The following is an 18,945-nucleotide window of genomic DNA, read 5'->3' as shown; positions in this document are numbered from 1 at the left end:
TGTTTTCGGGGCTCAGCTGTTTTCGGGGAAGCCGAGATTGATTCCGCCGTGACTCGGGTCGAGCCAGCGACTGGTGACGGCCTTTCCTCGGGTGAAGAAGTGCACTCCTTCGGTGCCGTGTGCGTGGCTGTCGCCGAAGAGGGAGTTCTTCCAACCGCCGAAGCTGTAGTACGCCATGGGAACCGGGATCGGCACGTTGATACCGACCATTCCGACCTCCACCTCGTTCTGGAAGCGGCGGGCCGCCCCACCATCGTTGGTGAAGATGGCGGTGCCGTTGCCGTACGGGTTCTCGTTGATCAACTGCAGTGCGTCGTCGTAGGTGTCGACGCGGACGACCGAGAGAACCGGTCCGAAGATCTCGTCGGTGTAGACGCTCATCTCGGGAGTCACGTGGTCGATGAGCGTGGGGCCGAGCCAGAATCCGTTCTCTCCACCATCAGCCTTCACGCCGCGACCGTCGACGACGAGGGTGGCCCCGGCGGCTTCGCCTGCATCGACGTAGGACGCGACCTTGTCGCGGTGGGCCTTGGTGACGAGCGGTCCCATGTCCGCGCCGCGGGTTCCGTCGCCGGTGACCAGCGGCGTGGTGCGTTCGGCGATCTTGGCCACGAGTTCGTCGGCGATGTTCCCGACGGCGACGAGTGCGGAGATGGCCATGCATCGCTCACCGGCAGAACCGAACCCGGCGTTGACCATGGCGTCTGCCGCGAGGTCGAGATCGGCATCGGGGAGGACGACGGCATGGTTCTTGGCACCGCCGAGAGCTTGGACGCGCTTTCCGTTGGCGGTGCCGGTGGAGTACACGTATTGGGCGATGGGGGTCGACCCGACGAAGGAGATCGACTTGATCTTCTTGTTCTCGAGCAGCTCGTCGACGGCCACCTTGTCGCCCTGCAGGACGTTGAACACGCCGTTCGGCAGGCCTGCCTCGGCCCACAGCTTTGCCAGCCAGATGCTCGCGCTCGGGTCTTTCTCGCTGGGCTTGAGAACGACGGTGTTGCCTGCGGCGATGGCGATGGGGAAGAACCACATGGGGACCATGGCGGGGAAGTTGAAGGGGGAGATGATGCCGACGGGTCCCAGCGGCTGACGGATCGAGTAGACATCGACGCCGGTCGACGCATTCTCGGTGTATCCACCTTTGAGCAGATGCGCCATGCCGCAGGCGAATTCGACGACTTCCTGGCCGCGCGAGATTTCACCCAGGGCGTCGGAGAGGACCTTGCCGTGCTCGGCGGTGATGATGGCGGCGAGCTCGTTCTTTTTGGCGTTCAGCAACTCTCGGAACGAGAACAGAATGGAGGTTCGCTTGGCCAGTGACGTGTCGCGCCACGCCGGAAATGCGGCGGCGGCGGCGTCGATGACCGCGCGGGCGTCGTCGGTGTCGGCCAGGGCGAGGGTGCCGGTGACTTCGCCGGTCGCAGGATTGGTGACGGGGGAAGTCCGGTCGGACTTGCCGGAGTAGGTCTTGCCATCGATCCAGTGCGCAATGACGTCGGTCAACGTTCGATCCTTTCCATCGGTGTGTCTCGAGTCTCACTTGTAATGATGCACATGTCAAAGGCCAAAGACGCAGATTGCCGTGCAGAAATGCACAGGGCGATAGGCTCGGTGGGTGTTCAACCCGGATCACCTCCGCTACTTCCTCGAAGTGTCGCGAACAGGACGCCTGACCGACGCGTCCCGGACTCTCGGCGTGGACCACACCACCGTCGGCCGGCGCATCACGGCGCTCGAAAAGTCGGCCGGACAGCGACTGTTCGACAGAACCCCGTCGGGATGGCGATTGACCGAGGCGGGGCGGCGGCTCGTCGGCTACGCCGAAACCGTGGAGTCGACGCTCATCGCGGCGTTCGAGGATCAGACGTCCGACACCGGATCCCTGCGCGGCACCGTCCGTATCGCGGCTCCGGACGGCTTCGGAGCCTTCGTCCTGACACCGAAACTCGGGGTACTGCGGGACAAGCACCCTGATCTCGATATCGAACTGGTCACCGCGACAGAGCACAACTCCTTGGCCACAAGAGAGTTCGATATCGCCATCACACTGGAGCGGCCGTCGCCGAGATTCGTCGTCACCCGCAGGCTGGCGACGTACTCGCTCGAGCTCTATGCCACCGAGGAGTATCTCGCCGCGATGTCGCCGATCCGTACCGTCGACGACCTCCGAGGCCACACGTTGATTTCGTACGTCGACGCTCTGCTCGATGTCGCGCCGCTGCGAATCCTGGATTCGATTCTGCCCGAGGGCCGCGCGCAGATTCAGACCAACAACATCACCGGGCAGTGGATCGCGGCGAGATCGGGGGTGGGAATCGCGCCGTTGCCCAGTTACATCGGTGCGCCGGACGCTGCACTCACGCCGGTGCTGCCCGGCGTCGTCTCGGTCGAGCGGACGTACTGGACGGTGGTGCCGCGAGAGCTGACCGGTCTCGCACGGGTGAAGGCCGTCGACGACTTTCTGCGCTCGGTCGTGACCGACGAGAAGCATTTGCTTCCTGTGTCACAGTAACGACGGGAGAACTGCACAGCGCGAGATCGCCGGTGGCCGTTGAATTTTGGAGGTTCGGATGAGACGGGTGTCTCGTGACGACCGACACACGTGACGGCCGCCTCAAACGCGTAGGAATCGGCCTACTGGCGGGTAACAATCGGGTACAGCCAAGTCCGCACAGCGGATCCACTCGAGATTCTGGGGGAATCATGACAATGTTCGTAATGGCAGCCGTCGGCTTCGTAGGAATGGCAATCGCACTGCTCAACGACGGAAGCGACATCGACTTCGGCAACCGTCAGCTCGCGAGCGCATACCGCCAGCGCTGGGCCTGACCCACCGGGTTTCTACGCCGGATGCGCAGTTGGCAAGATTCGTGAGATGTGGACACACCCCCGAGCGATCGGCTTACTAGTCGGCTACGGCCTCGATCGCGTGTTCGCAGACCCGAAGCGCTGGCATCCGGTCGCGGGGTTCGGCACGACGGCACTGCACGTCGAACGAGCCCTCTACCGTGACAACAGAGCCGCAGGAGTCGTTCATGCCGTGCTGCTGGTCGGCTCCATGACCGCTTTCGGTGTCGGCTCGAGCCGTTCGGCCGCTCGCCTGGGTGGACCCGCCGAGACCGTTCTGGTCGCGGCCGCTACCTGGGCAGCGCTGGGCGGAACGTCTCTGTCCCGGGTAGGTGGGCACATGGCAGACCTACTCGACAGCGAGGATCTGGTGGGCGGCCGTGAGTTGCTCCCGTCACTGTGTGGTCGCGATCCGGAATTCCTCGACTCCGATGGGCTGGCACGAGCCGCCCTCGAATCCATCGCAGAGAACACGTCCGACGCCGCGGTGGGTGTTCTCGTGTGGGGCGCGTTGGCGGGGGTGCCCGGAATTCTGGCCTATCGCGCGAGCAACACGCTGGACGCAATGGTCGGCTACCGGTCCGAGAAGTACCTTCGCTTCGGTTGGGCCTCGGCACGAATCGACGACGTCCTGAATCTGGTGCCCGCCCGGGTCACTGGACTGGCGACGATACTGGCAGCACCGCTGGTGCACGGATCGCCCGTCGAGGCGGCAAAGATGTGGCGTCGTGACGCGTCCAAGCACCCCAGCCCCAATGCAGGCGCCGCCGAGGCCTCGGCCGCCGGCGCGCTGGGGCTGCAGCTCGGAGGTAGAACGCAGTATCGACACGGCATCGAGAATCGGCCGACCCTGGGGGACGGGGCCTCACCGACCGCTCGCGACCTTCGACGAGCGGTCACCCTGTCGACTCGCGTGCAAGAACTGTCGGTGATCGCGTCAGCGGTTCTTGCCGTAGCGATCGGCCAGGCGAGGATCCGACGGCACCGTCGGACGTGATGCAGAGCGCGCCCTGGCGCGTTTCTCGCGTCGGGTGGGAAGTGTGAACTCCTCTTCCTCTACCGAACCGGGCCGGTCGTCTGGTCCGTCGCGGTCGTCGGGCACAGGACCGGGCTCGCCGGACATCGCGTCGGCCATCTCGGCACGAGACATCCGACGCTCCCTGATCTCGGCGCGAACAAAGTACGCCAGACCCAGCGGTGCCATGATCCCGAATGCAAGCCACTGCAGACCGTAGGAGAGGTAGGGACCCGCATCGGTCTGCGGCAATTCGATCAGGCCGAGTCCGCCCGGCTGGTCGTCGTCGAGCTGCAGGTACCCGTCGATTGCATCGACTCCGACCGCTGCGCCGATCTGCTCCGGGTTGATGTTGTAGACCTGCAGGTGACCGTCCTCTTCGATCGGTTCCCGCGACGTGCCCTCGGCTTGGCGCACCCGCGCGTCGAGCGTCACCTGTCCCGTGGGTGCGGGCTCGAAGTCGGGCGGTCTGGTGCCCTCCACCGGCAGTACGTAGCCGCGGTTGACCAATACGGTGGGCCCACCGTCGAGCACGAACGGGGTGATGACCTCGTACGCAGGCTGTTCACGAATGCTGCGCAGTCGCACCAACGCCTCGGAGTCGGGCAGGTAGGAGCCGGTTGCAGTCACTCGACGCCATTCGTCGTCGGCCGGGAAGCCGTTGGCGGTGAGGATGTCCGAGATCGGTACGGGATCTGCACCGACCGACCGGGTGATCAGGTCGTTGCGTGCAGAGGTCGAGGTGTTCTTGCCCAGCTGCCACGGAGCGAGCACGCTGAAGCACAGAAACGCGAAGGCCAGCGCGACGGCGGCCAGCACCAACCACTTCGGACGCAGCAAGAACCCTAACTTCTCCACCCCACCACGGTAGCCGGGTCAGCCGGAGAGCTGAGACCGTGCCCAGTTCAGCAGCCCCGGGACCGCACTTTCGATCTGCTCGCGCACCTCGGCGAACGCTGAGTCCGACGAGTAGTACGGGTCTGCGACCGACGAGTCGTCGGCATCGGGATCGAACGATCGCAACAGCGCCACTCGATCGGCGGGCGCACCGAGTTGCAACAGCGCCTTCGCATGGCCGGTGTCGAGCGCGACGATCAGATCGGCTGCCAGATGGTCCGGTCCGACCTGTGCGGCCTCGTGCTCACCGTCGTAGCCGTGGGCAACGAGCTCGGCGACAGTTCGGGGATCGGCACCGTCGCCCACGTGCCAGCCGCCGGTGCCGGCGCTCGACACCCGCACGGCATCGGCCAGACCGGCGTCGCGCAGATGCGACGCAAAGACCTTCTCGGCCATCGGCGATCGGCAGATGTTGCCGGTGCACACGAATGTCACATGCAGTGGCTCGTTCACCGGGCTGCCACCGTGTTCTGCTCGAGCACCGCAGCCAACTCGTCCATGTTCGATGCAGTGAACGCGGCGTCGTCGCTCTCGCCGTCGATGCCGTAGCCCCACTCCACGTAGACGGTGGGAATGCCGAATCGAGCCGCACCGTGCACGTCGTGGTCACGATCACCGATCATGATCACCCCGTCGGTGCCGCCGTTCGTGTGTTCGACCGGGTCGATGCCGAGATTAAACAACGAGTGCGCGATGACGTCGGACTTCGCTCGCCGGGTGCCGTCGTTGCTCGCACCGCCGATGAACTCGAAGTATCGAGACAGACCGAAGTGGTCGAGAATTCGTACGGCGAAGCGCTCCGACTTGGACGTCGCCACTCCGAGGCGCACGCCGCGTTCCTGCAACCGCGTCAATACCGCCTCGATGCCCTCGAACGCGGTGTTCTCGGCCCAGCCCCGCTCGTCGTACCGCTCGAAATACGCCGCCAACGCTCGTTGCGCCGCGTCCTCGTCCAGTCCGAGCCCGCGCAAGGTGTCGATCAGGGGCGGCCCGACGACCAGCGACAGCTGCTCATCGGTCGGCTCGGGCGCGTCCACCGAGGCCAGTGCGTGGCGAAAACCGGCATGAATTCCCGGTGCGGAATCGGTCAGAGTTCCATCGAGATCGAACAGAACAACGGACGCGGGGGTAACGGCAGGCATGTTCGAAGCCTATCGGTGCGGACTGTTCGGGTATGCCTGCGGCTACGCTCGTCGCGATGTCCGATACAGCTGCCGAACCCGACGCGCTTCTCCGTCACAAGCCGGATGAGCTCCTTCGTCACAGGCCGGATGAGCTCCTTCGTCACAAGCCGGATGAGCTCCTTCGTCACCACGGCGACGTCGAGGTCGAGTCCGGTTTCGTCGATTTCGCCGTCAACGTGCGCGGCGACGGCCCGCCGCCCTGGCTACGGGATCGGCTTGCCACCGCACTGAGTTCACTGGGTTCGTACCCGAGCGCTGCAGCCGAGTACGCCGCACGAGAGCAGGTGGCCGCACACCACGGGCGCTCCCCGGACGAGGTGCTGCTGCTCAGCGGCGGGGCCGAGGGCTTCTCGATGCTGCCGCGCTTGGAGCCCTCCCTCGCGGCAACGATTCATCCGTCCTTCACCGAGCCCGATTGGGTGCTGGAACAGGCGGGTGTACCGGTGCATCGGGTAATCCTTCCGCCGCCCTTCGCACTCGACCCGACGCTCGTGCCCGAGGCCGCCGACATGGTGATCATCGGCAACCCCACCAACCCGACGTCGGTTCTGCACCCGTGCGAGGCGGTGCTGAGCCTGCGTCGGCCCGGCCGAACGGTGGTGGTCGACGAGGCCTTCGCCGACGCGGTGCTCGGGGCCGGAGAATCGGTCGCGTCGCAGAGCCTGGATGACGTAGTGGTCCTGCGCAGCCTGACGAAGACATGGGCGTTGGCGGGGCTGCGGTGCGGATACGCGGTGGGGCACACCGACGTTCTTGCCAGGATGCAGCACGGCCGCGCGCACTGGCCGCTGGGGAGCCTGCAGATCGAAGCGATCCGTGCCTGCACCGAACCGTTTGCCATCGATCAGGCACGTGCCGAGTCCGAGCGCATCGATCGTGAACGAACAGAGATGATCGGACGACTCGATGCCCTCGGTCTCGAGATCGCCGGTCCGGCCCGTGCACCGTTTCTGCTGGTGCGTGTCGACGGTGCCGATTCGGTACGAGAAAGCCTGCGCGCGAGGGGCATCGCGGTGCGTCGCGGCGACACGTTCCCGGGACTCGACCGTCACTACCTGCGTGTGGCGGTCCGCGACTCAGTGCAGGTCGACATACTGGTGGATGCGTTGAACACCGTTCTGTGAGGAGAGCAACGAACATGGCAGTGACACTGGCCGAGGTCATCGAGGTTCTCGACACCGCGTACCCACCGCATCTGGCCGAGAGCTGGGACTCGGTGGGGCTGGTGTGCGGAGACCCCAAAGCTGCTGTGCAGCAGGTGTTGTACACCGTCGACGTCACCGAGGCGGTGGTCGACGAGGCCATCGCGTGGGGTGCCGATCTGATCGTCGCCCACCACCCGCTGCTACTCAGAGGCGTCGACACCGTGGCGGCCGATACCGCCAAGGGCTCGGTGATCCACCGCCTGATCAAAGCCGACTGTGCACTGTTCACCGCCCACACCAACGCAGACTCTGCCGATCCCGGTGTGTCGGACGCGCTCGCAGCCGCGCTCGGCGTGATCGACACCAGACCACTCGACCCCATTCCTGCTCCTGCACACGACAAATGGGTGGTCTTCGTACCGACCTCCGATTCGGCCACGGTGCGGCAGGCGCTGTTCGACGCCGGAGCCGGACAGATCGGCGACTACAGCGAAGCGAGCTGGCACGCGACCGGTCTCGGCCAGTTCCGCCCCGGTCCGAATGCGCACCCGACATTGGGCATTGTCGGTGAGGTGCACACGGTGACAGAGGATCGCATCGAGGTTGTTGCCCCTAAATCGGAACGCGCGCATGTGCTTTCGGCTCTACGCCACGCGCACCCCTACGAGGAGCCTGCGTTCGATGTCTTCGAGTCCGCGGCCTTACCGTCGTGCACCGGCTTGGGGCGCATCGGCCGACTGCCGAGTCCGATGACCCTCGCCGAGTTCACCGACGTCGTTCGGGGCGCGTTGCCGGCTACCAGCTGGGGCGTACGAGCCGCCGGTGATCCCGAGGCCTCGGTCTCGGTGATTGCGATGTGCGGGGGAGCTGGCGATTCGTTCCTCTCTGCAGTCGCGCGGACCGACGCCGACGTGTACGTCACCTCGGATCTGCGGCACCACCCCGTCGACGAACATCTGCGCGCGGGTGGCCCCGCGGTGATCGACACCGCGCACTGGGCGTCGGAGTTCCCATGGTGTGAACAAGCACGCAGCATCGTCGACGCGAAGCTCGGTGACACGGACGGGTGGAGCAGCCGGGTGACCGAGGTGCGCACCGACCCGTGGACGCTGTGACGGATGAACCCCGCGACCGGCCATCGAGTGGATCGGGCTCGCTCGGTTTACTGCAGCCGGTAGGGTAATCGGAATCAACTTCCATAGTCGCAGGAGTCATGAAGCGTGAACGTCGATCCCAAAGTCCAGGCCTCGCTACTCGAATTGGCCGGTGTGGATACCGAACTCTCGCAGATCGCCCACCGCCGCAAAAGCCTCCCCGAGCAGCAGGAGGTGGACAAGCTCGAGACTGAGCGCACCACCCGCAAGGACGCCGCGGTGACGGTGCAGATTTCTATGGACGACCTCGATCGAGACATTCGTAAGCTCGAGGGTGAGGTCGACGCGGTTCGTCAGCGCGAGGCGCGCGACAAGAAGATGCTCGAGAGCGGCACGATCGCCCCGAAGCAGATGACCGAATTGCAGCACGAGCTCGGCAGCCTCGAGCGTCGGCAGGGCATCCTGGAGGAGGAACTGCTCGAGGTCATGGAGCAGCGTGAGGCCAGTGAGCGGGACTACGAGCACGCTGGTGCGCAGCTCACCCAGATCGAGGACGAACTCGTCGACGCCGGTCGACGCCGAGACGACGCCGTCGCAGACCTGGATGTCGCCGAGAAGCGCAGCGCCGAGCGGCGCGAATCGTTGGTCTCGGGATTGCCCGCGGATCTGCTTGCGCTGTACGAGAAGCAGCGCGCGCTCACCGGCCGCGGTGCAGCCTTGCTGCAAGCTCGCCGCTGTGGGGCATGCCGAATCGAGCTGGATCGCAACGAGATCGCAAGCATCGCCAACAAGCCGGCCGATGCATTGATTCGCTGCTCCGAGTGCAACGCAATCCTGGTGCGCACGAAGGAATCCGGAATTTGAGCCAGATGTCGCGGGTTGTCGCCGAAGCGGACGGTGGATCGCGGGGAAACCCCGGGCCCGCTGGATACGGCGCAGTGGTGTTCAGCGCCGATCGCTCGCAGGTTCTTGCCGAGCGTCGTGCGTCGTTGGGAGTGGCGACCAACAATGTCGCCGAGTACAACGGCCTGATCGCCGCACTGACTGCGGCTCGCGACGTCGGGGCACGTGAGGTTGCCGTGCGCATGGACTCCAAACTCGTCGTCGAGCAGATGTCCGGACGCTGGAAAGTGAAGCATCCGGACATGATTCCGCTTCAGCGGAAAGCGGCCGAACTGGCTCGCGGCTTCGATTCCGTCACCTACGAGTGGATTCCGCGCGCGCAGAACTCGCACGCCGACGCACTGGCGAACGAGGCTATGGACGCAGCGGCCGAGGGCGTCGACCTGACACCCAAGTCCGATGCCGAGCCGGTCGCCAAGAAGGCCGAGTCGCCGGGGTGGACCGGTGCAATGGGGGAACCGACGCGCCTGCTGTTGCTGCGCCACGGACAGACCCCAATGTCGGTCGACCGGCGATACTCCGGCCGCGGGAATCCGGACTTGACGGAACTGGGACAACGCCAAGCTGATTCTGCCGCAACGGTTCTCGGTTCGCGTACCGATATCGATGCGATCGTGGCCTCGCCGTTGGCGCGGGCTCAGCAGACCGCTGCAGCGACTGCGGGCAAGCTGGGATTGCCCGTGACCACCGTCGATGGACTCATCGAGACCGATTTCGGTGACTGGGAGGCTCTGACGTTCGGTGAGGCGAAAGAGCGATTTCCAGAGCAGCATCAGGCGTGGATGGGCGACACCTCGGTAGCCCCGCCGAACGGGGAGAGTTTCGACGCGGTGCGTGTACGCATCGAAGCGACCCGTGACCAGTTGCTCACCGAGTACGCCGGAAAGACCCTTTTGGTGGTCACCCATGTCACCCCGATCAAGATGCTGCTGCAACTTGCGCTCGACGTCGGCCCGTCGCTGCTGTACCGACTGCACCTGGATCTGGCGTCGCTGAGCATCGCCGAGTTCTACCCCGACGGCGGGGCATCGGTGCGATTGGTGAACGACACCTCGCACCTGACCCCACTTAGCTGACGCTTCTGCCACGCGGGTGACGTCACCTTCACAGCCACGTGCAAGCAGCGCAGCCATTGTCGGTGGTGCCAGTAGTGACCACGGATAGACTGCACGAGTGACCGCCGCCAGAGCGCATCCCACACTGCTGTCTGTCGAGCAGTGGCGTGCGCTGGGTGAGGACGATTTTCACGCCGAAATGCAGGAGGGTGTGCCTATCGGGTCACCGCGTCCGTCGAAAGCCCACGCCCGAATTCTGTTCCGTCTGTGTACACAGCTCGCCGAACAGCTACCGGTCGAGCTGGAGGCGTTACCGGAGGTCGAGGTTGTCGTCGATGCGGTGACGCCGGCGACAGTGCGCGTACCTGATGTGGTGGTGTGCGAAACCGACTCACCCGAGGCGCTGTACGCGAAGGACGTCGTTTTGGTCGTCGAGGTCATCTCGCCTGGGTCTCGGCGTACTGATGTGGTGACCAAGCGCAGCGAGTACGCCGACGCGGGGATCGAGCATTACTGGATTGTCGATCCGGAGGCTGCCACGCTGACAACGCTGGATCTGAGTTCGCGCGGCTATGTCGAGCAGGTCCGCCGAGGGCTGTGCGTCATAGAAGCTCCGTTAGCAGTGACGATCGACCTCGACGCTGCGCTGAGCTGATTCTGCTTTTTTCGCGACGTATCCCGCTCGAATCGCTGCCCGACTGGCAAGGCTCAGATCTGCAGCGCAAGCCACAGGCCCGCCACCGCACCCACGATGGTCAGCGGCGTGGTGATGACGCCGAGCACGGTGAACGTTCTTAGATCCGCTGGCTCGTCGTTGGCCGATGCGACGCGTCGCCACAGCATGATCGCCAGCGATCCGACGTAGGTGAGGTTGGGTCCGAGGTTCACCCCGATCACCATGGCCAACAACAGAGCCGGGGGAGCGTCGGCCCCGAACGCGGCCAATAGCAGCAGGGTCGCGGGCAGGTTGTTGACGATGTTCGACGCCACCGCCGCAATGGCAGCCGCGGCGAGCAGAGACGCGAAGGTGGTGTCGGACGGCAGAATTCGTGCCAACCAGTCGCCGATCGGGCCCGTTGTCACACCGAGGACGACGATGCCGAGAAGAAAGACGAAGCCACAGAACGGTAAATCGGCACCGCGCAGAATGGCGCGAGGTGTGGTGTGCCGAGCTCGAAGTGCCGGGATCGCGAGCGCAATCGACCCCACCGCAGCGACCCAGAACGGTTCGATATCGAACAATCCCGCGACAGCGAAGCCGACGAGTGTCGCACCGAGGATGAGCAGCGTGCTGCGCGGTGCGGGCACGTCGTCGGTGTCCTGCTCGGTGGGACTGCTCGGTGGGGCTCCCGTGCCGGTCAGATCCTTGCGGAAGAAGATCAGGAACACCGCTAGTTCGATAGCGACCGCGAAAATCCACGGCAGTGCCATCAACGCGGTGAAGTGCAGGAAGGTCAGGCCGGTTGCGGCAAAGGCCAACAGGTTGGTCAGGTTCGACACCGGCAGCAGAGTCGACGCCGAATTGGACAGGTGCGCTGTGGCGTAACTGTGTGGACGCGGCGACATCCCCAGGATGCGAGCGGCACCGATGATGGCCGGTGTCAGGAGAACTACGGTGGCGTCGAGGCTCAGTACGGCCGTGGTTGCCGCGGCGGCTGCGAACACGAGGGTGAGCAGTCTGCGGGGGCTGCCCTTGGATCCGCGGCGTAGCTTCGCGGCGATCCAGGTGAAGACACCGAGGGCATCCGACAGATGCGCCAGGATCAGGATGAACGCCAGGAACACGACGGTGGGAGCGAGCTCGAGTACCTGCTCACGTGCGGCATCGAGGCTGACGAGGCCGACGAGAAGAACGACGGCTGCCGCTGGAAGTGCGGCGACGATCTCGGGGAGACCGCGCGGGCGAACGATGGCGAAGACGAGAACGGCGGCGACCAATGCCGCAGCGAGAACGGTCACGCGAGAATCTTCACGAGAGTGCGCACGTTTCGCGTGGTGGTCGTGGCCTTGTACTTCGCCTTTGCCGTGGCTTTCCCGAACGTGCTGTCGGTGGTGTTGCCCTTGCGTACCTCCCAGTAGAGCACGCTGTTCCCTTCGGCAATCCTTTCCAGATCGGGGTCGAGTTCGTCTGCAAGAGCGGACAATTCGGTCAAATGGCTATCGTCGTTGCCGAACACCACATAAGGATGCCAGCCTTCCCGTTCGGCGTCGAACGGGTAGGACTCCACTATCGCGCCCATTGTCGGGACGTCGATTACGACAACCCAGGCTTGGTAGCCGAACGCCTGGGCGAGCGTGCTTTCCACCTGTGCTTTCAGGGCGGCGGCGGTCAGCGGAGACTGCAGCAGCACGTTGCCGGTCGCCAGAATCGTGCGGACATTCGTGAAGCCGGCCGCGCTCAGCGCCGCACGTAGGTCGACCATCTTGATGTTGATGCCGCCGACGTTGATGCCGCGCAGCAACACGACCCATTCACTCATAGGGGGAACTGTAGTTCGGTGTCCGGCGCGCGAGGATCGCCGAGTAGGCTGTGCAATCGCGAACGAGTTGGCCGGACGGCTGCGGCTCGGAGGACCGGCGGATCAGTTCCGTCGCGCTTCGGGCCGAGGAAAGTCCGGACTCCACAGAGCAGGGCGGTTGTTAACGGCAACCCGAGGTGACTCGCGGGACAGTGCCACAGAAAACAGACCGCCTGCGGATCGGTTCTTCGGAATCGAATTGCAGGTCAGGGTGAAACGGTGCGGTAAGAGCGCACCAGCACCCCAGGTGACTGGGGTGGCTAGGTAAACCCCGCCCGGAGCAAGGTCGAAGGCTGCACCGCGAAAGTGGTGCAGCTGCGCAGGTGCTCGAGGGCTGCTCGCCCGAGCCTGCGGGTGGACTGCTCGAGGTACCCGGCAACGGTGTGCCCAGATGGATGGTCGTCGACGTCGAACCGGCGAAAGCGGGAACGGCAGACAGGATCCGGCTTACAGGCCGACTCGTTCGCACTCATCATTTCTCGCGCAGTTTCTCCTACTGCGTCGCTCCATGGGGCACACTGGAAGTCATGACCGACGACGACACCTCCTGGTACTACGACATCAGCACCAAGCAGGTTGTGCAGGGCAAAGAGACCAACGCCCTCGACCGCATGGGCCCGTATCCGGACAAGGCCACTGCAGAGCAGGCGCTGAAGATCGCGGCCGCGCGGAACAAGGCAGCCGACTCCGACGACGACTGGAACAACTGACGGTGTTGCTCACCCGGCTGAGGGCTCCGAACTTCGATTTCGAGGCCGTCAGATCGGAGTTCGGTCTGTCCGATGTCTTCGACGCAGCGGTGTTGGACGACGCGCAGAACGCCCGAGATCTGCACGCCGGCAGCAGGATCGACCGCACCGACATTCCCTTCGTCACCATCGACCCGCCCGGCTCGAAGGACCTCGACCAAGCCGTACACATCGAGAAGACGTCGAACGGCTTGGTGGTGCACTACGCGATCGCCGACGTGGGCGCGCTGGTGATGCCCGGGGGAGCGCTCGACGCGGAAACCCGCCGACGCGGCCAGACGTTCTATCTGCCCGACGGATCTGTGCCGCTGCACCCCCGTGAGTTGTCGGAGGGCTCGGGCAGCCTGCTGGAGGGGCAAACTCGCTGCGCCGCTCTGTGGACCATCGAACTCGACGACGTCGGCGAAGCAGCTGCCTGGACGGTTACCCGCGCGCTGGTGCGATCTGTCGCACGGCTGGATTACGCCGGAGTTCAAGCCGACGTCGACGCGGGAACTCCACATCCCTCGATCGCAGCGCTGGCGGAATTCGGATCGCAACGGGCGAACGCCGCCAGACGCCGCGGAGCCATCGACATCACCCTGCCCGAGCAGGAAGTGGTGCCCGACGGGCAGGGCTGGCGCATCGTCCTGCAACCACGCACTGCGGTGGACGGGTGGAACGCCGAGGTATCGCTGTTGACGGGGATGTGCGCCGCCAGAATCATGCTCGACGCCGGAATCGGCATCGTACGCACCCTGCCGCCTGCCTCGTCCGAATCCGTGGAAACATTGAAGAAGACGGCAAAAGCACTCGGAATCGACTGGCCCGCAGGAGCATCCGCCGGGTCGGTGCTGGCCGGCCTGCCCACCGACGAGCCGTCGACTCTCGCGATGATGACCCAGGCGACCGGGTTGCTGCGCGGGGCGGACTACCTCGCGTTCGACCGCTCGACGAACCCCGCCGACAGTGACGCATCGGTCGAGCATTCGGGAATCGGTGCGCCGTACGCCCATGTGACGGCACCACTGCGTCGGCTGTCGGATCGCTTCGCCACCGAGGTGTGCCTGGCCGTCGTAGCCGGATCGCCTACACCGGACTGGGCGACGCAGGCATTGCCGGAGTTACCCGCCACCATGCGCGGATCCGATTCGACGGCGTCGAAAGTGGATCGTGCCTGCGTCGACCTCACCGAGGCTTATGTCCTGAAAGATCGAGTGGGCGAGGAATTCGATGCAATCGTGCTTCGCGGTGCCGAGGGCAAGCGAGATGCCGAGGTACTCGTGTCGAACCCGATCGTCATAGGAAAGTGCGACGGCGAACCCCCTGCGGGGGAGTCGGTGGCGGTCCGGCTGACCCAGGCCGACACCGACTCGCGCAAGATCGCTTTCGGTTACTCGCCCGTCACGGCCTGAAGCGGTCGGTCGCGTCGACGAGGTGGTGCACGATGCCGGGCTCGGCCGCGGAATGCCCAGCGTCGTCGACGATCACGAGATCGGCACCCGGCCAGGCCTTGTGCAGCGCCCACGCGCTCGTTGCCGGGCATACGACGTCGTAGCGGCCCTGCACGATGACGCCTGGAATTCCGTCGAGCAGGTGCGCGTCGCGTAGCAGCTGATTCTCTTGGAGAAAGCAGTTGTTGCGGAAGTAGTGATTCTCGATACCGGCGAATGCAAGGGCGAACCGCGGATCCGAGTTGTCTTGCACTGCATCGGGTTTCGGAATCAGGTAACTCGTTGCCGCCTCCCAGGTAGACCACGCCACCGCCGCTCGCGTCGCGGCTTCGTAGTCCTCGGACATCAATTGCCGGTGATACGCCTCGACGAGATTGCCGTCGCGTTCGTCCTCCGGAATGGGTGCGAGAAATTTCTCCCACAGATCGGGAAAGAGGTGGCCGGCACCGCCCCCGTAGTACCAGTCGATCTCCGACGGCCGTACGAGAAAGATTCCTCGCAGGATCAGCCCGCGCACGCGATCGCGGTGCGACTGCGCGTAGGCCAGTGACAGCGTCGAGCCCCACGAACCGCCGAACACCAACCACGTGTCGATACCCAGGTGATCCCGGAGCTTCTCCATGTCCGAGATCAGTCGGTCGGTGCTGTTGACCGACAGATCGGCGCCGTCGGCGATGTGCGGTGTCGACTGCCCGCAGCCCCGCTGATCGAACAACACGATCCGGTAGGCCTGCGGGTCGAAGTAGCGCCGCTGCAACGGATTTGTGGCACCGCCCGGACCGCCGTGGACGAACACCACCGGCGCACCCTCCGGGTTTCCGGAGACTTCCCAGTAGATCTGTTGGCCGTCGCCGACATCGAGGTGGCCGGTCTCGGTGGGGTCGATCTCGGGATACAGAGTCCGCATCCTAGAAGCCCACCAGACCCGACGCCAGGTCCGGAATGTCGAGCGAGCGGATGGCCTCGTCTCGAACGTCCGAACACGTCTCGGTCGTGATGTCGTCGACGATCGCCCGGTTCTGCACCACCTGCAGGTTGATGACGCCGCTCTGCGCCGCCCAGGTCTGCACCAGAATGTTCAACCCGCCGCGGCCGAGCGTGGGCCCCTGTACGCGCCAATTGGACAGCTGCGCTTCCAGATCGGTGCACAACTGCTGCTTCTGGGCATCGGTGATCACCGCTTCCGCGGGAGTCGAGGTGACCGTAGTGGTCGGTGCCACCGTCGTCGTCGTGGACGACGAACCGGTGTTGGTCGTGTCGGTGCTGCATGCGCCCACGAGAGAGAGCAGCGCAGCCGCACCGGCCAGTGCGACTGCGCTTCTACCTGCGATGGACGTAGTACCCCGTCTGGTTGTCATGGCCTCGAGTGTGCCATCCGAACCGGAAAAATCAGTAGCTGTGTTCGGGTCCGGGGAACACGCCCGAGCGAACCTCGGACATGTACGTGGTAGCCGCGGTGCGCAGAGAATCGCCGACGTCGGCGAACTTCTTCACGAACTTCGCGGTCTTGCCGTTGGTGTATCCGGCCATGTCCTGCCACACCAGTACCTGGGCGTCGCATTCGTTGCCCGCACCGATGCCGACAGTCGGGATCGTCAGCTTGCGGGTGACCTGACCGGCAATGTCGGCGGGAACCATCTCCATGACGACGGCGAACGCACCGGCCTCCTGGACCGCGATGGCGTCGGCCACCAGCTGCTCGGACGCGTCGCCGCGGCCCTGCACCCGGAAGCCGCCGAGGGTGTTGACACTCTGCGGGGTGAAGCCCACGTGGGCCATCACCGGAATGCCTGCGGCGGTGATCGCGGCGATCTGGCCGGCGACACGCTCGCCGCCTTCGAGCTTGACCGCGCCTGCGAGACCTTCCTTCATGAACCGCACCGCTGTCTCGAGCGCCTGTTGCGGCGAGGCCTCGTAGGTGCCGAAGGGCAGGTCGGCGACAACGAGAGCGTGCGGCGCACCGCGGACCACTCCACGGACCAGCGGAAGCAGCTCGTCGACCGTGATCGGGACGGTGGTGTCGTAGCCGTAGACGACGTTCGCAGCGGAGTCGCCGACGAGGAGCACCGGAACGCCGGCTTCCTCGAAGATGCGCGCACTGGAGTAGTCGTATGCGGTGAGCATTCCCCAGCGCTCGCCCTCCGCCTTCATCTGCAGCAGGTGGTGGGTGCGGGTCTTCCGGGTCAAACCGGTGGAAGGTACTTCCTGAGAAGAGCCGCCGTACACAGCAGTTTCGGACATCTTTGTCCCTTTCTGGTCCTCGAGGCCCGCTCGGCGGGTCCCCGGGATGGGGTGTGATGACATCGACGAGTCTGCCACTGCGCAGGTTCCGCCGGAACGCTCCGGACAGTGCAATTCGTCACAGTGGATCGGGTGTTGCGTAGTCCCGCCACCCGTTGGTGATCGGCATCCGGCGGTCGCGCCCGAAGGCGCGAGAGGTGACCTTGCTGCCGATCGGATACTGACGCCGTTTGTACTCCGACGCATCGACCTTACGGAGAATGTCCGCGACCACCGCCGCGTCGAAACCGGCCGCGACGATGTCGTCGTACCCCTGATCGTTGTCGACGTACCTGAACAGGATCGCGTCGAGTTCGTCGTAGTCGGGCAACGAGTCGGTGTCGAGCTGTCCGGGCCTGAGCTCGGCGGACGGCGGCTTGTCGATGCTGGACTCGGGGATCGGAGGTACGTCTCCGCGGTCGGCAGCGGACTTGTTCCGCCACCGCGCCAACTCCCACACGAGCGACTTCGGTACGTCCTTGATCGGCGCGAAGCCGCCGACCGCATCGCCGTAGATGGTCGAATAGCCAACGGCCAGTTCGGATTTGTTGCCGGTGGCCAGAACCAGATGGCCGAATGTGTTCGACAGTGCCATCAGCGTCATGCCGCGGCAGCGCGCCTGAATGTTCTCCTCGGCCAGTCCGGTCAGGTGCAGCTGGTCGACGAAGGAGGCGACCATGTCGGCAATGGACTCGACGCTGAAGTGGATACCGGTGCGCGACGCAAGATCCTCTGCATCGGTGCGGGAGTGACCCGAGGAGTACGTCGACGGCATCGACACTGCGTGCACAGCATCGCTGCCGAGGGCGTCGACGGCGAGGGCCGCAACCACCGCCGAGTCGATGCCACCCGACAAACCCAGAGCCACCGAACGAAAGCCGTTCTTGTGCACGTAATCTCGTAAGCCGGTCACCAGCGCGCCCCACACCTGTTCCTCGGCACAGGCAACGTCGGACAGAAACGGCTCGGCTCGCTGCCAGCCGGTGATCGTGACGTCGGGCAGAGTTACCCGATCGATGCCCCAACCGGGCACCGCGACCGCGTCGGGACGTGGATCCGTGGGCGCGTCCACGTCGACGATCAACAGATGCTCTACGAATTGCGGGGAGCGCCCCCAAGTGGAACCGTCGGGGCCGATGACGAAGCTCGCGCCGTCGAACACCAGCTCGTCCTGACCGCCGACCACGTTCACGTAGGCGATCGGGACGCCGATCTCGTTGGCCCGGCGCGCGGCGATGGAGTGCCGTACCTCGTTCTTGCCCCACTCGAAGGGGCTGGCGTTGAGGCAGAGCAACATGTCGACACCCGCTGCCCCATATGCCGTCACCGACCCGCCCGCCTGCCAGATGTCCTCGCAGACAACAACTCCGAGCCTGACCTCGTTGATCTCGACGATGCTCAAGCGCGATCCGGGAGCGAAATATCGGGCCTCGTCGAACACTCGGTAGGTGGGAAGGGAGTGCTTGTCGTAGCGAGTTGCCACCCGTCCGTCGACGATCACCGCGGCACTGTTACGGGAGCCCTCGGCATCACGATCGAGGTAGCCCACCACCACGATGCGGTCGCCGCAGCCGGCGGCATCGAGAGCCGTGGCCAATTCGGTCAGGGCTCCGACCGACGCGGCGGCGAACGACGGCCGAAGAGCCAGGTCCTCCACGGGATACCCCGTCAGGGCCATCTCCGGAAACACCACCACGTTGGCACCGTCGTGGGCGGCGCGGACCGTCCATTCGACGATTGCGGCGGAGTTCGCCGTCAGATCGCCGACGACGGAGTTGGTCTGGGCAAGGGCGAGTCGGAGGGCCTGCACCACGTAGACGC

Annotated in this window: 20 protein-coding genes and 1 other RNA gene; 11 read left to right on the top strand and 10 right to left on the bottom strand. The window is 65.0% G+C overall.

What is annotated here, in order from left to right; all coding sequences use genetic code 11:
- Positions 1-12: 12 nt before the first annotated feature.
- On the bottom strand, positions 13-1,506 hold the full coding sequence (locus AC5WEY_RS18100) for a CoA-acylating methylmalonate-semialdehyde dehydrogenase (protein ID WP_495646960.1): 1,494 nt from the start codon (positions 1,504-1,506) through the stop codon (positions 13-15).
- A gap of 112 nt (positions 1,507-1,618) precedes the next feature.
- Here AC5WEY_RS18100 and AC5WEY_RS18095 point away from each other — a divergent pair, with 112 nt between their 5' ends.
- The 3 genes from AC5WEY_RS18095 (at position 1,619) to AC5WEY_RS18085 (ending at position 3,847) form a co-directional block, all read left to right on the top strand.
- On the top strand, positions 1,619-2,515 hold the full coding sequence (locus AC5WEY_RS18095; protein WP_495646959.1) for a LysR family transcriptional regulator: 897 nt from the start codon (positions 1,619-1,621) through the stop codon (positions 2,513-2,515).
- A gap of 191 nt (positions 2,516-2,706) precedes the next feature.
- Positions 2,707-2,832 (top strand): hypothetical protein, encoded by a 126-nt coding sequence (locus tag AC5WEY_RS18090; protein WP_268793484.1) that lies wholly within the window; start codon positions 2,707-2,709, stop codon positions 2,830-2,832.
- Positions 2,833-2,878: 46 nt separating this feature from the next.
- On the top strand, positions 2,879-3,847 hold the full coding sequence (locus AC5WEY_RS18085; protein ID WP_495646958.1) for a cobalamin biosynthesis protein: 969 nt from the start codon (positions 2,879-2,881) through the stop codon (positions 3,845-3,847).
- On the opposite strand, the gene AC5WEY_RS18080 is transcribed toward AC5WEY_RS18085, so the two are convergent.
- Genes AC5WEY_RS18080 through AC5WEY_RS18070 form a run of 3 tightly spaced genes read right to left on the bottom strand, consistent with a single transcriptional unit; the run spans position 3,788 to position 5,904 of the window.
- Positions 3,788-4,723 carry an SURF1 family cytochrome oxidase biogenesis protein gene (locus AC5WEY_RS18080; protein WP_057476049.1) on the bottom strand — a complete coding sequence of 312 codons (936 nt, stop codon included), beginning with the start codon at positions 4,721-4,723 and terminating at the stop codon, positions 3,788-3,790. The genes AC5WEY_RS18085 and AC5WEY_RS18080 overlap by 60 nt on opposite strands.
- An 18-nt stretch (positions 4,724-4,741) precedes the next feature.
- The gene (locus AC5WEY_RS18075; RefSeq protein WP_495646957.1) at positions 4,742-5,215 is read right to left on the bottom strand and encodes a low molecular weight protein-tyrosine-phosphatase; all 474 of its coding nucleotides are present in this window, start codon (positions 5,213-5,215) and stop codon (positions 4,742-4,744) included.
- On the bottom strand, positions 5,212-5,904 hold the full coding sequence (locus AC5WEY_RS18070; RefSeq protein ID WP_495646956.1) for an HAD hydrolase-like protein: 693 nt from the start codon (positions 5,902-5,904) through the stop codon (positions 5,212-5,214). Before AC5WEY_RS18070 ends, AC5WEY_RS18075 begins: the two co-directional genes overlap by 4 nt.
- Positions 5,905-5,960: 56 nt before the next feature.
- On the opposite strand from AC5WEY_RS18070, the gene cobC reads away from it, so the two are divergent.
- From cobC to AC5WEY_RS18045, 5 genes are all read left to right on the top strand, one after another.
- A complete protein-coding gene (gene cobC / locus AC5WEY_RS18065; RefSeq protein ID WP_495646955.1) occupies positions 5,961-7,070 on the top strand; it encodes an Rv2231c family histidinol phosphate aminotransferase CobC in 1,110 nt (369 codons plus the stop codon).
- A gap of 14 nt (positions 7,071-7,084) precedes the next feature.
- A complete protein-coding gene (locus AC5WEY_RS18060; protein WP_495646954.1) occupies positions 7,085-8,206 on the top strand; it encodes a Nif3-like dinuclear metal center hexameric protein in 1,122 nt (373 codons plus the stop codon).
- A gap of 105 nt (positions 8,207-8,311) precedes the next feature.
- Positions 8,312-9,049 carry a zinc ribbon domain-containing protein gene (locus AC5WEY_RS18055; protein WP_057476052.1) on the top strand — a complete coding sequence of 246 codons (738 nt, stop codon included), beginning with the start codon at positions 8,312-8,314 and terminating at the stop codon, positions 9,047-9,049.
- A 5-nt stretch (positions 9,050-9,054) separates the two neighbouring features.
- Positions 9,055-10,164 carry a bifunctional RNase H/acid phosphatase gene (locus AC5WEY_RS18050; protein ID WP_495647163.1) on the top strand — a complete coding sequence of 370 codons (1,110 nt, stop codon included), beginning with the start codon at positions 9,055-9,057 and terminating at the stop codon, positions 10,162-10,164.
- Positions 10,165-10,261: 97 nt separating this feature from the next.
- A complete protein-coding gene (locus tag AC5WEY_RS18045; protein ID WP_495646953.1) occupies positions 10,262-10,798 on the top strand; it encodes a Uma2 family endonuclease in 537 nt (178 codons plus the stop codon).
- Between the two features lie 53 nt (positions 10,799-10,851).
- Here the strand turns inward: AC5WEY_RS18045 and AC5WEY_RS18040 are convergent, their stop codons facing one another.
- Both AC5WEY_RS18040 and AC5WEY_RS18035 read right to left on the bottom strand, forming a co-directional pair.
- Positions 10,852-12,102, bottom strand: coding sequence for an SLC13 family permease (locus AC5WEY_RS18040; RefSeq protein ID WP_480434150.1), 1,251 nt, complete (start codon positions 12,100-12,102; stop codon positions 10,852-10,854).
- Positions 12,099-12,623 (bottom strand): DUF1697 domain-containing protein, encoded by a 525-nt coding sequence (locus AC5WEY_RS18035; protein WP_495646952.1) that lies wholly within the window; start codon positions 12,621-12,623, stop codon positions 12,099-12,101. Before AC5WEY_RS18035 ends, AC5WEY_RS18040 begins: the two co-directional genes overlap by 4 nt.
- Before the next feature lie 63 nt (positions 12,624-12,686).
- On the opposite strand from AC5WEY_RS18035, the gene rnpB reads away from it, so the two are divergent.
- The 3 genes from rnpB (at position 12,687) to AC5WEY_RS18020 (ending at position 14,805) form a co-directional block, all read left to right on the top strand.
- Positions 12,687-13,128, top strand: an RNA gene (rnpB, locus tag AC5WEY_RS18030) — RNase P RNA component class A.
- 61 nt (positions 13,129-13,189) lie between these two features.
- Positions 13,190-13,372, top strand: coding sequence for a hypothetical protein (locus tag AC5WEY_RS18025; protein WP_032379104.1), 183 nt, complete (start codon positions 13,190-13,192; stop codon positions 13,370-13,372).
- A 2-nt stretch (positions 13,373-13,374) separates the two neighbouring features.
- Positions 13,375-14,805, top strand: a complete 1,431-nt coding sequence (locus AC5WEY_RS18020; RefSeq protein WP_495646951.1) for an RNB domain-containing ribonuclease — start codon at positions 13,375-13,377, stop codon at positions 14,803-14,805.
- On the opposite strand, the gene pip is transcribed toward AC5WEY_RS18020, so the two are convergent.
- From pip to AC5WEY_RS18000, 4 genes are all read right to left on the bottom strand, one after another.
- Positions 14,795-15,751, bottom strand: a complete 957-nt coding sequence (gene pip, locus AC5WEY_RS18015) for a prolyl aminopeptidase (RefSeq protein WP_495646950.1) — start codon at positions 15,749-15,751, stop codon at positions 14,795-14,797. The two genes, AC5WEY_RS18020 and pip, sit on opposite strands and share 11 nt — an antisense overlap.
- Before the next feature lies 1 nt (position 15,752).
- A complete protein-coding gene (locus AC5WEY_RS18010; RefSeq protein ID WP_495646949.1) occupies positions 15,753-16,202 on the bottom strand; it encodes a hypothetical protein in 450 nt (149 codons plus the stop codon).
- Positions 16,203-16,233: 31 nt separating this feature from the next.
- Positions 16,234-17,085 (bottom strand): 3-methyl-2-oxobutanoate hydroxymethyltransferase, encoded by an 852-nt coding sequence (gene panB / locus AC5WEY_RS18005; RefSeq protein ID WP_495646948.1) that lies wholly within the window; start codon positions 17,083-17,085, stop codon positions 16,234-16,236.
- Positions 17,086-17,203: 118 nt separating this feature from the next.
- Positions 17,204-18,934 carry an NAD+ synthase gene (locus tag AC5WEY_RS18000; protein ID WP_495646947.1) on the bottom strand — a complete coding sequence of 577 codons (1,731 nt, stop codon included), beginning with the start codon at positions 18,932-18,934 and terminating at the stop codon, positions 17,204-17,206.
- Between the last annotated feature and the right edge of the window lie 11 nt (positions 18,935-18,945).

The sequence above is a fragment of the Rhodococcoides sp. S146-33 genome, assembly GCF_059489205.1.
Note: the sequence above shows the minus strand (reverse complement) of the source record. Positions and strands in the feature narration are given on the sequence as shown.

Bases quoted from the DNA above. Each gene is read 5' to 3' on its own strand.
- AC5WEY_RS18090 (WP_268793484.1), top strand. From the start codon at position 2,707: ATGACAATGTTCGTAATGGCAGCCGTCGGCTTCGTAGGAATGGCAATC.
- AC5WEY_RS18085 (WP_495646958.1), top strand. From the start codon at position 2,879: ATGTGGACACACCCCCGAGCGATCGGCTTACTAGTCGGCTACGGCCTC.
- AC5WEY_RS18070 (WP_495646956.1), bottom strand. From the start codon at position 5,904: ATGCCTGCCGTTACCCCCGCGTCCGTTGTTCTGTTCGATCTCGATGGA.
- cobC (WP_495646955.1), top strand. From the start codon at position 5,961: ATGTCCGATACAGCTGCCGAACCCGACGCGCTTCTCCGTCACAAGCCG.
- AC5WEY_RS18060 (WP_495646954.1), top strand. From the start codon at position 7,085: ATGGCAGTGACACTGGCCGAGGTCATCGAGGTTCTCGACACCGCGTAC.
- AC5WEY_RS18050 (WP_495647163.1), top strand. From the start codon at position 9,055: ATGTCGCGGGTTGTCGCCGAAGCGGACGGTGGATCGCGGGGAAACCCC.
- AC5WEY_RS18035 (WP_495646952.1), bottom strand. From the start codon at position 12,623: ATGAGTGAATGGGTCGTGTTGCTGCGCGGCATCAACGTCGGCGGCATC.
- AC5WEY_RS18025 (WP_032379104.1), top strand. From the start codon at position 13,190: ATGACCGACGACGACACCTCCTGGTACTACGACATCAGCACCAAGCAG.
- pip (WP_495646950.1), bottom strand. From the start codon at position 15,751: ATGCGGACTCTGTATCCCGAGATCGACCCCACCGAGACCGGCCACCTC.
- AC5WEY_RS18010 (WP_495646949.1), bottom strand. From the start codon at position 16,202: ATGACAACCAGACGGGGTACTACGTCCATCGCAGGTAGAAGCGCAGTC.
- panB (WP_495646948.1), bottom strand. From the start codon at position 17,085: ATGTCCGAAACTGCTGTGTACGGCGGCTCTTCTCAGGAAGTACCTTCC.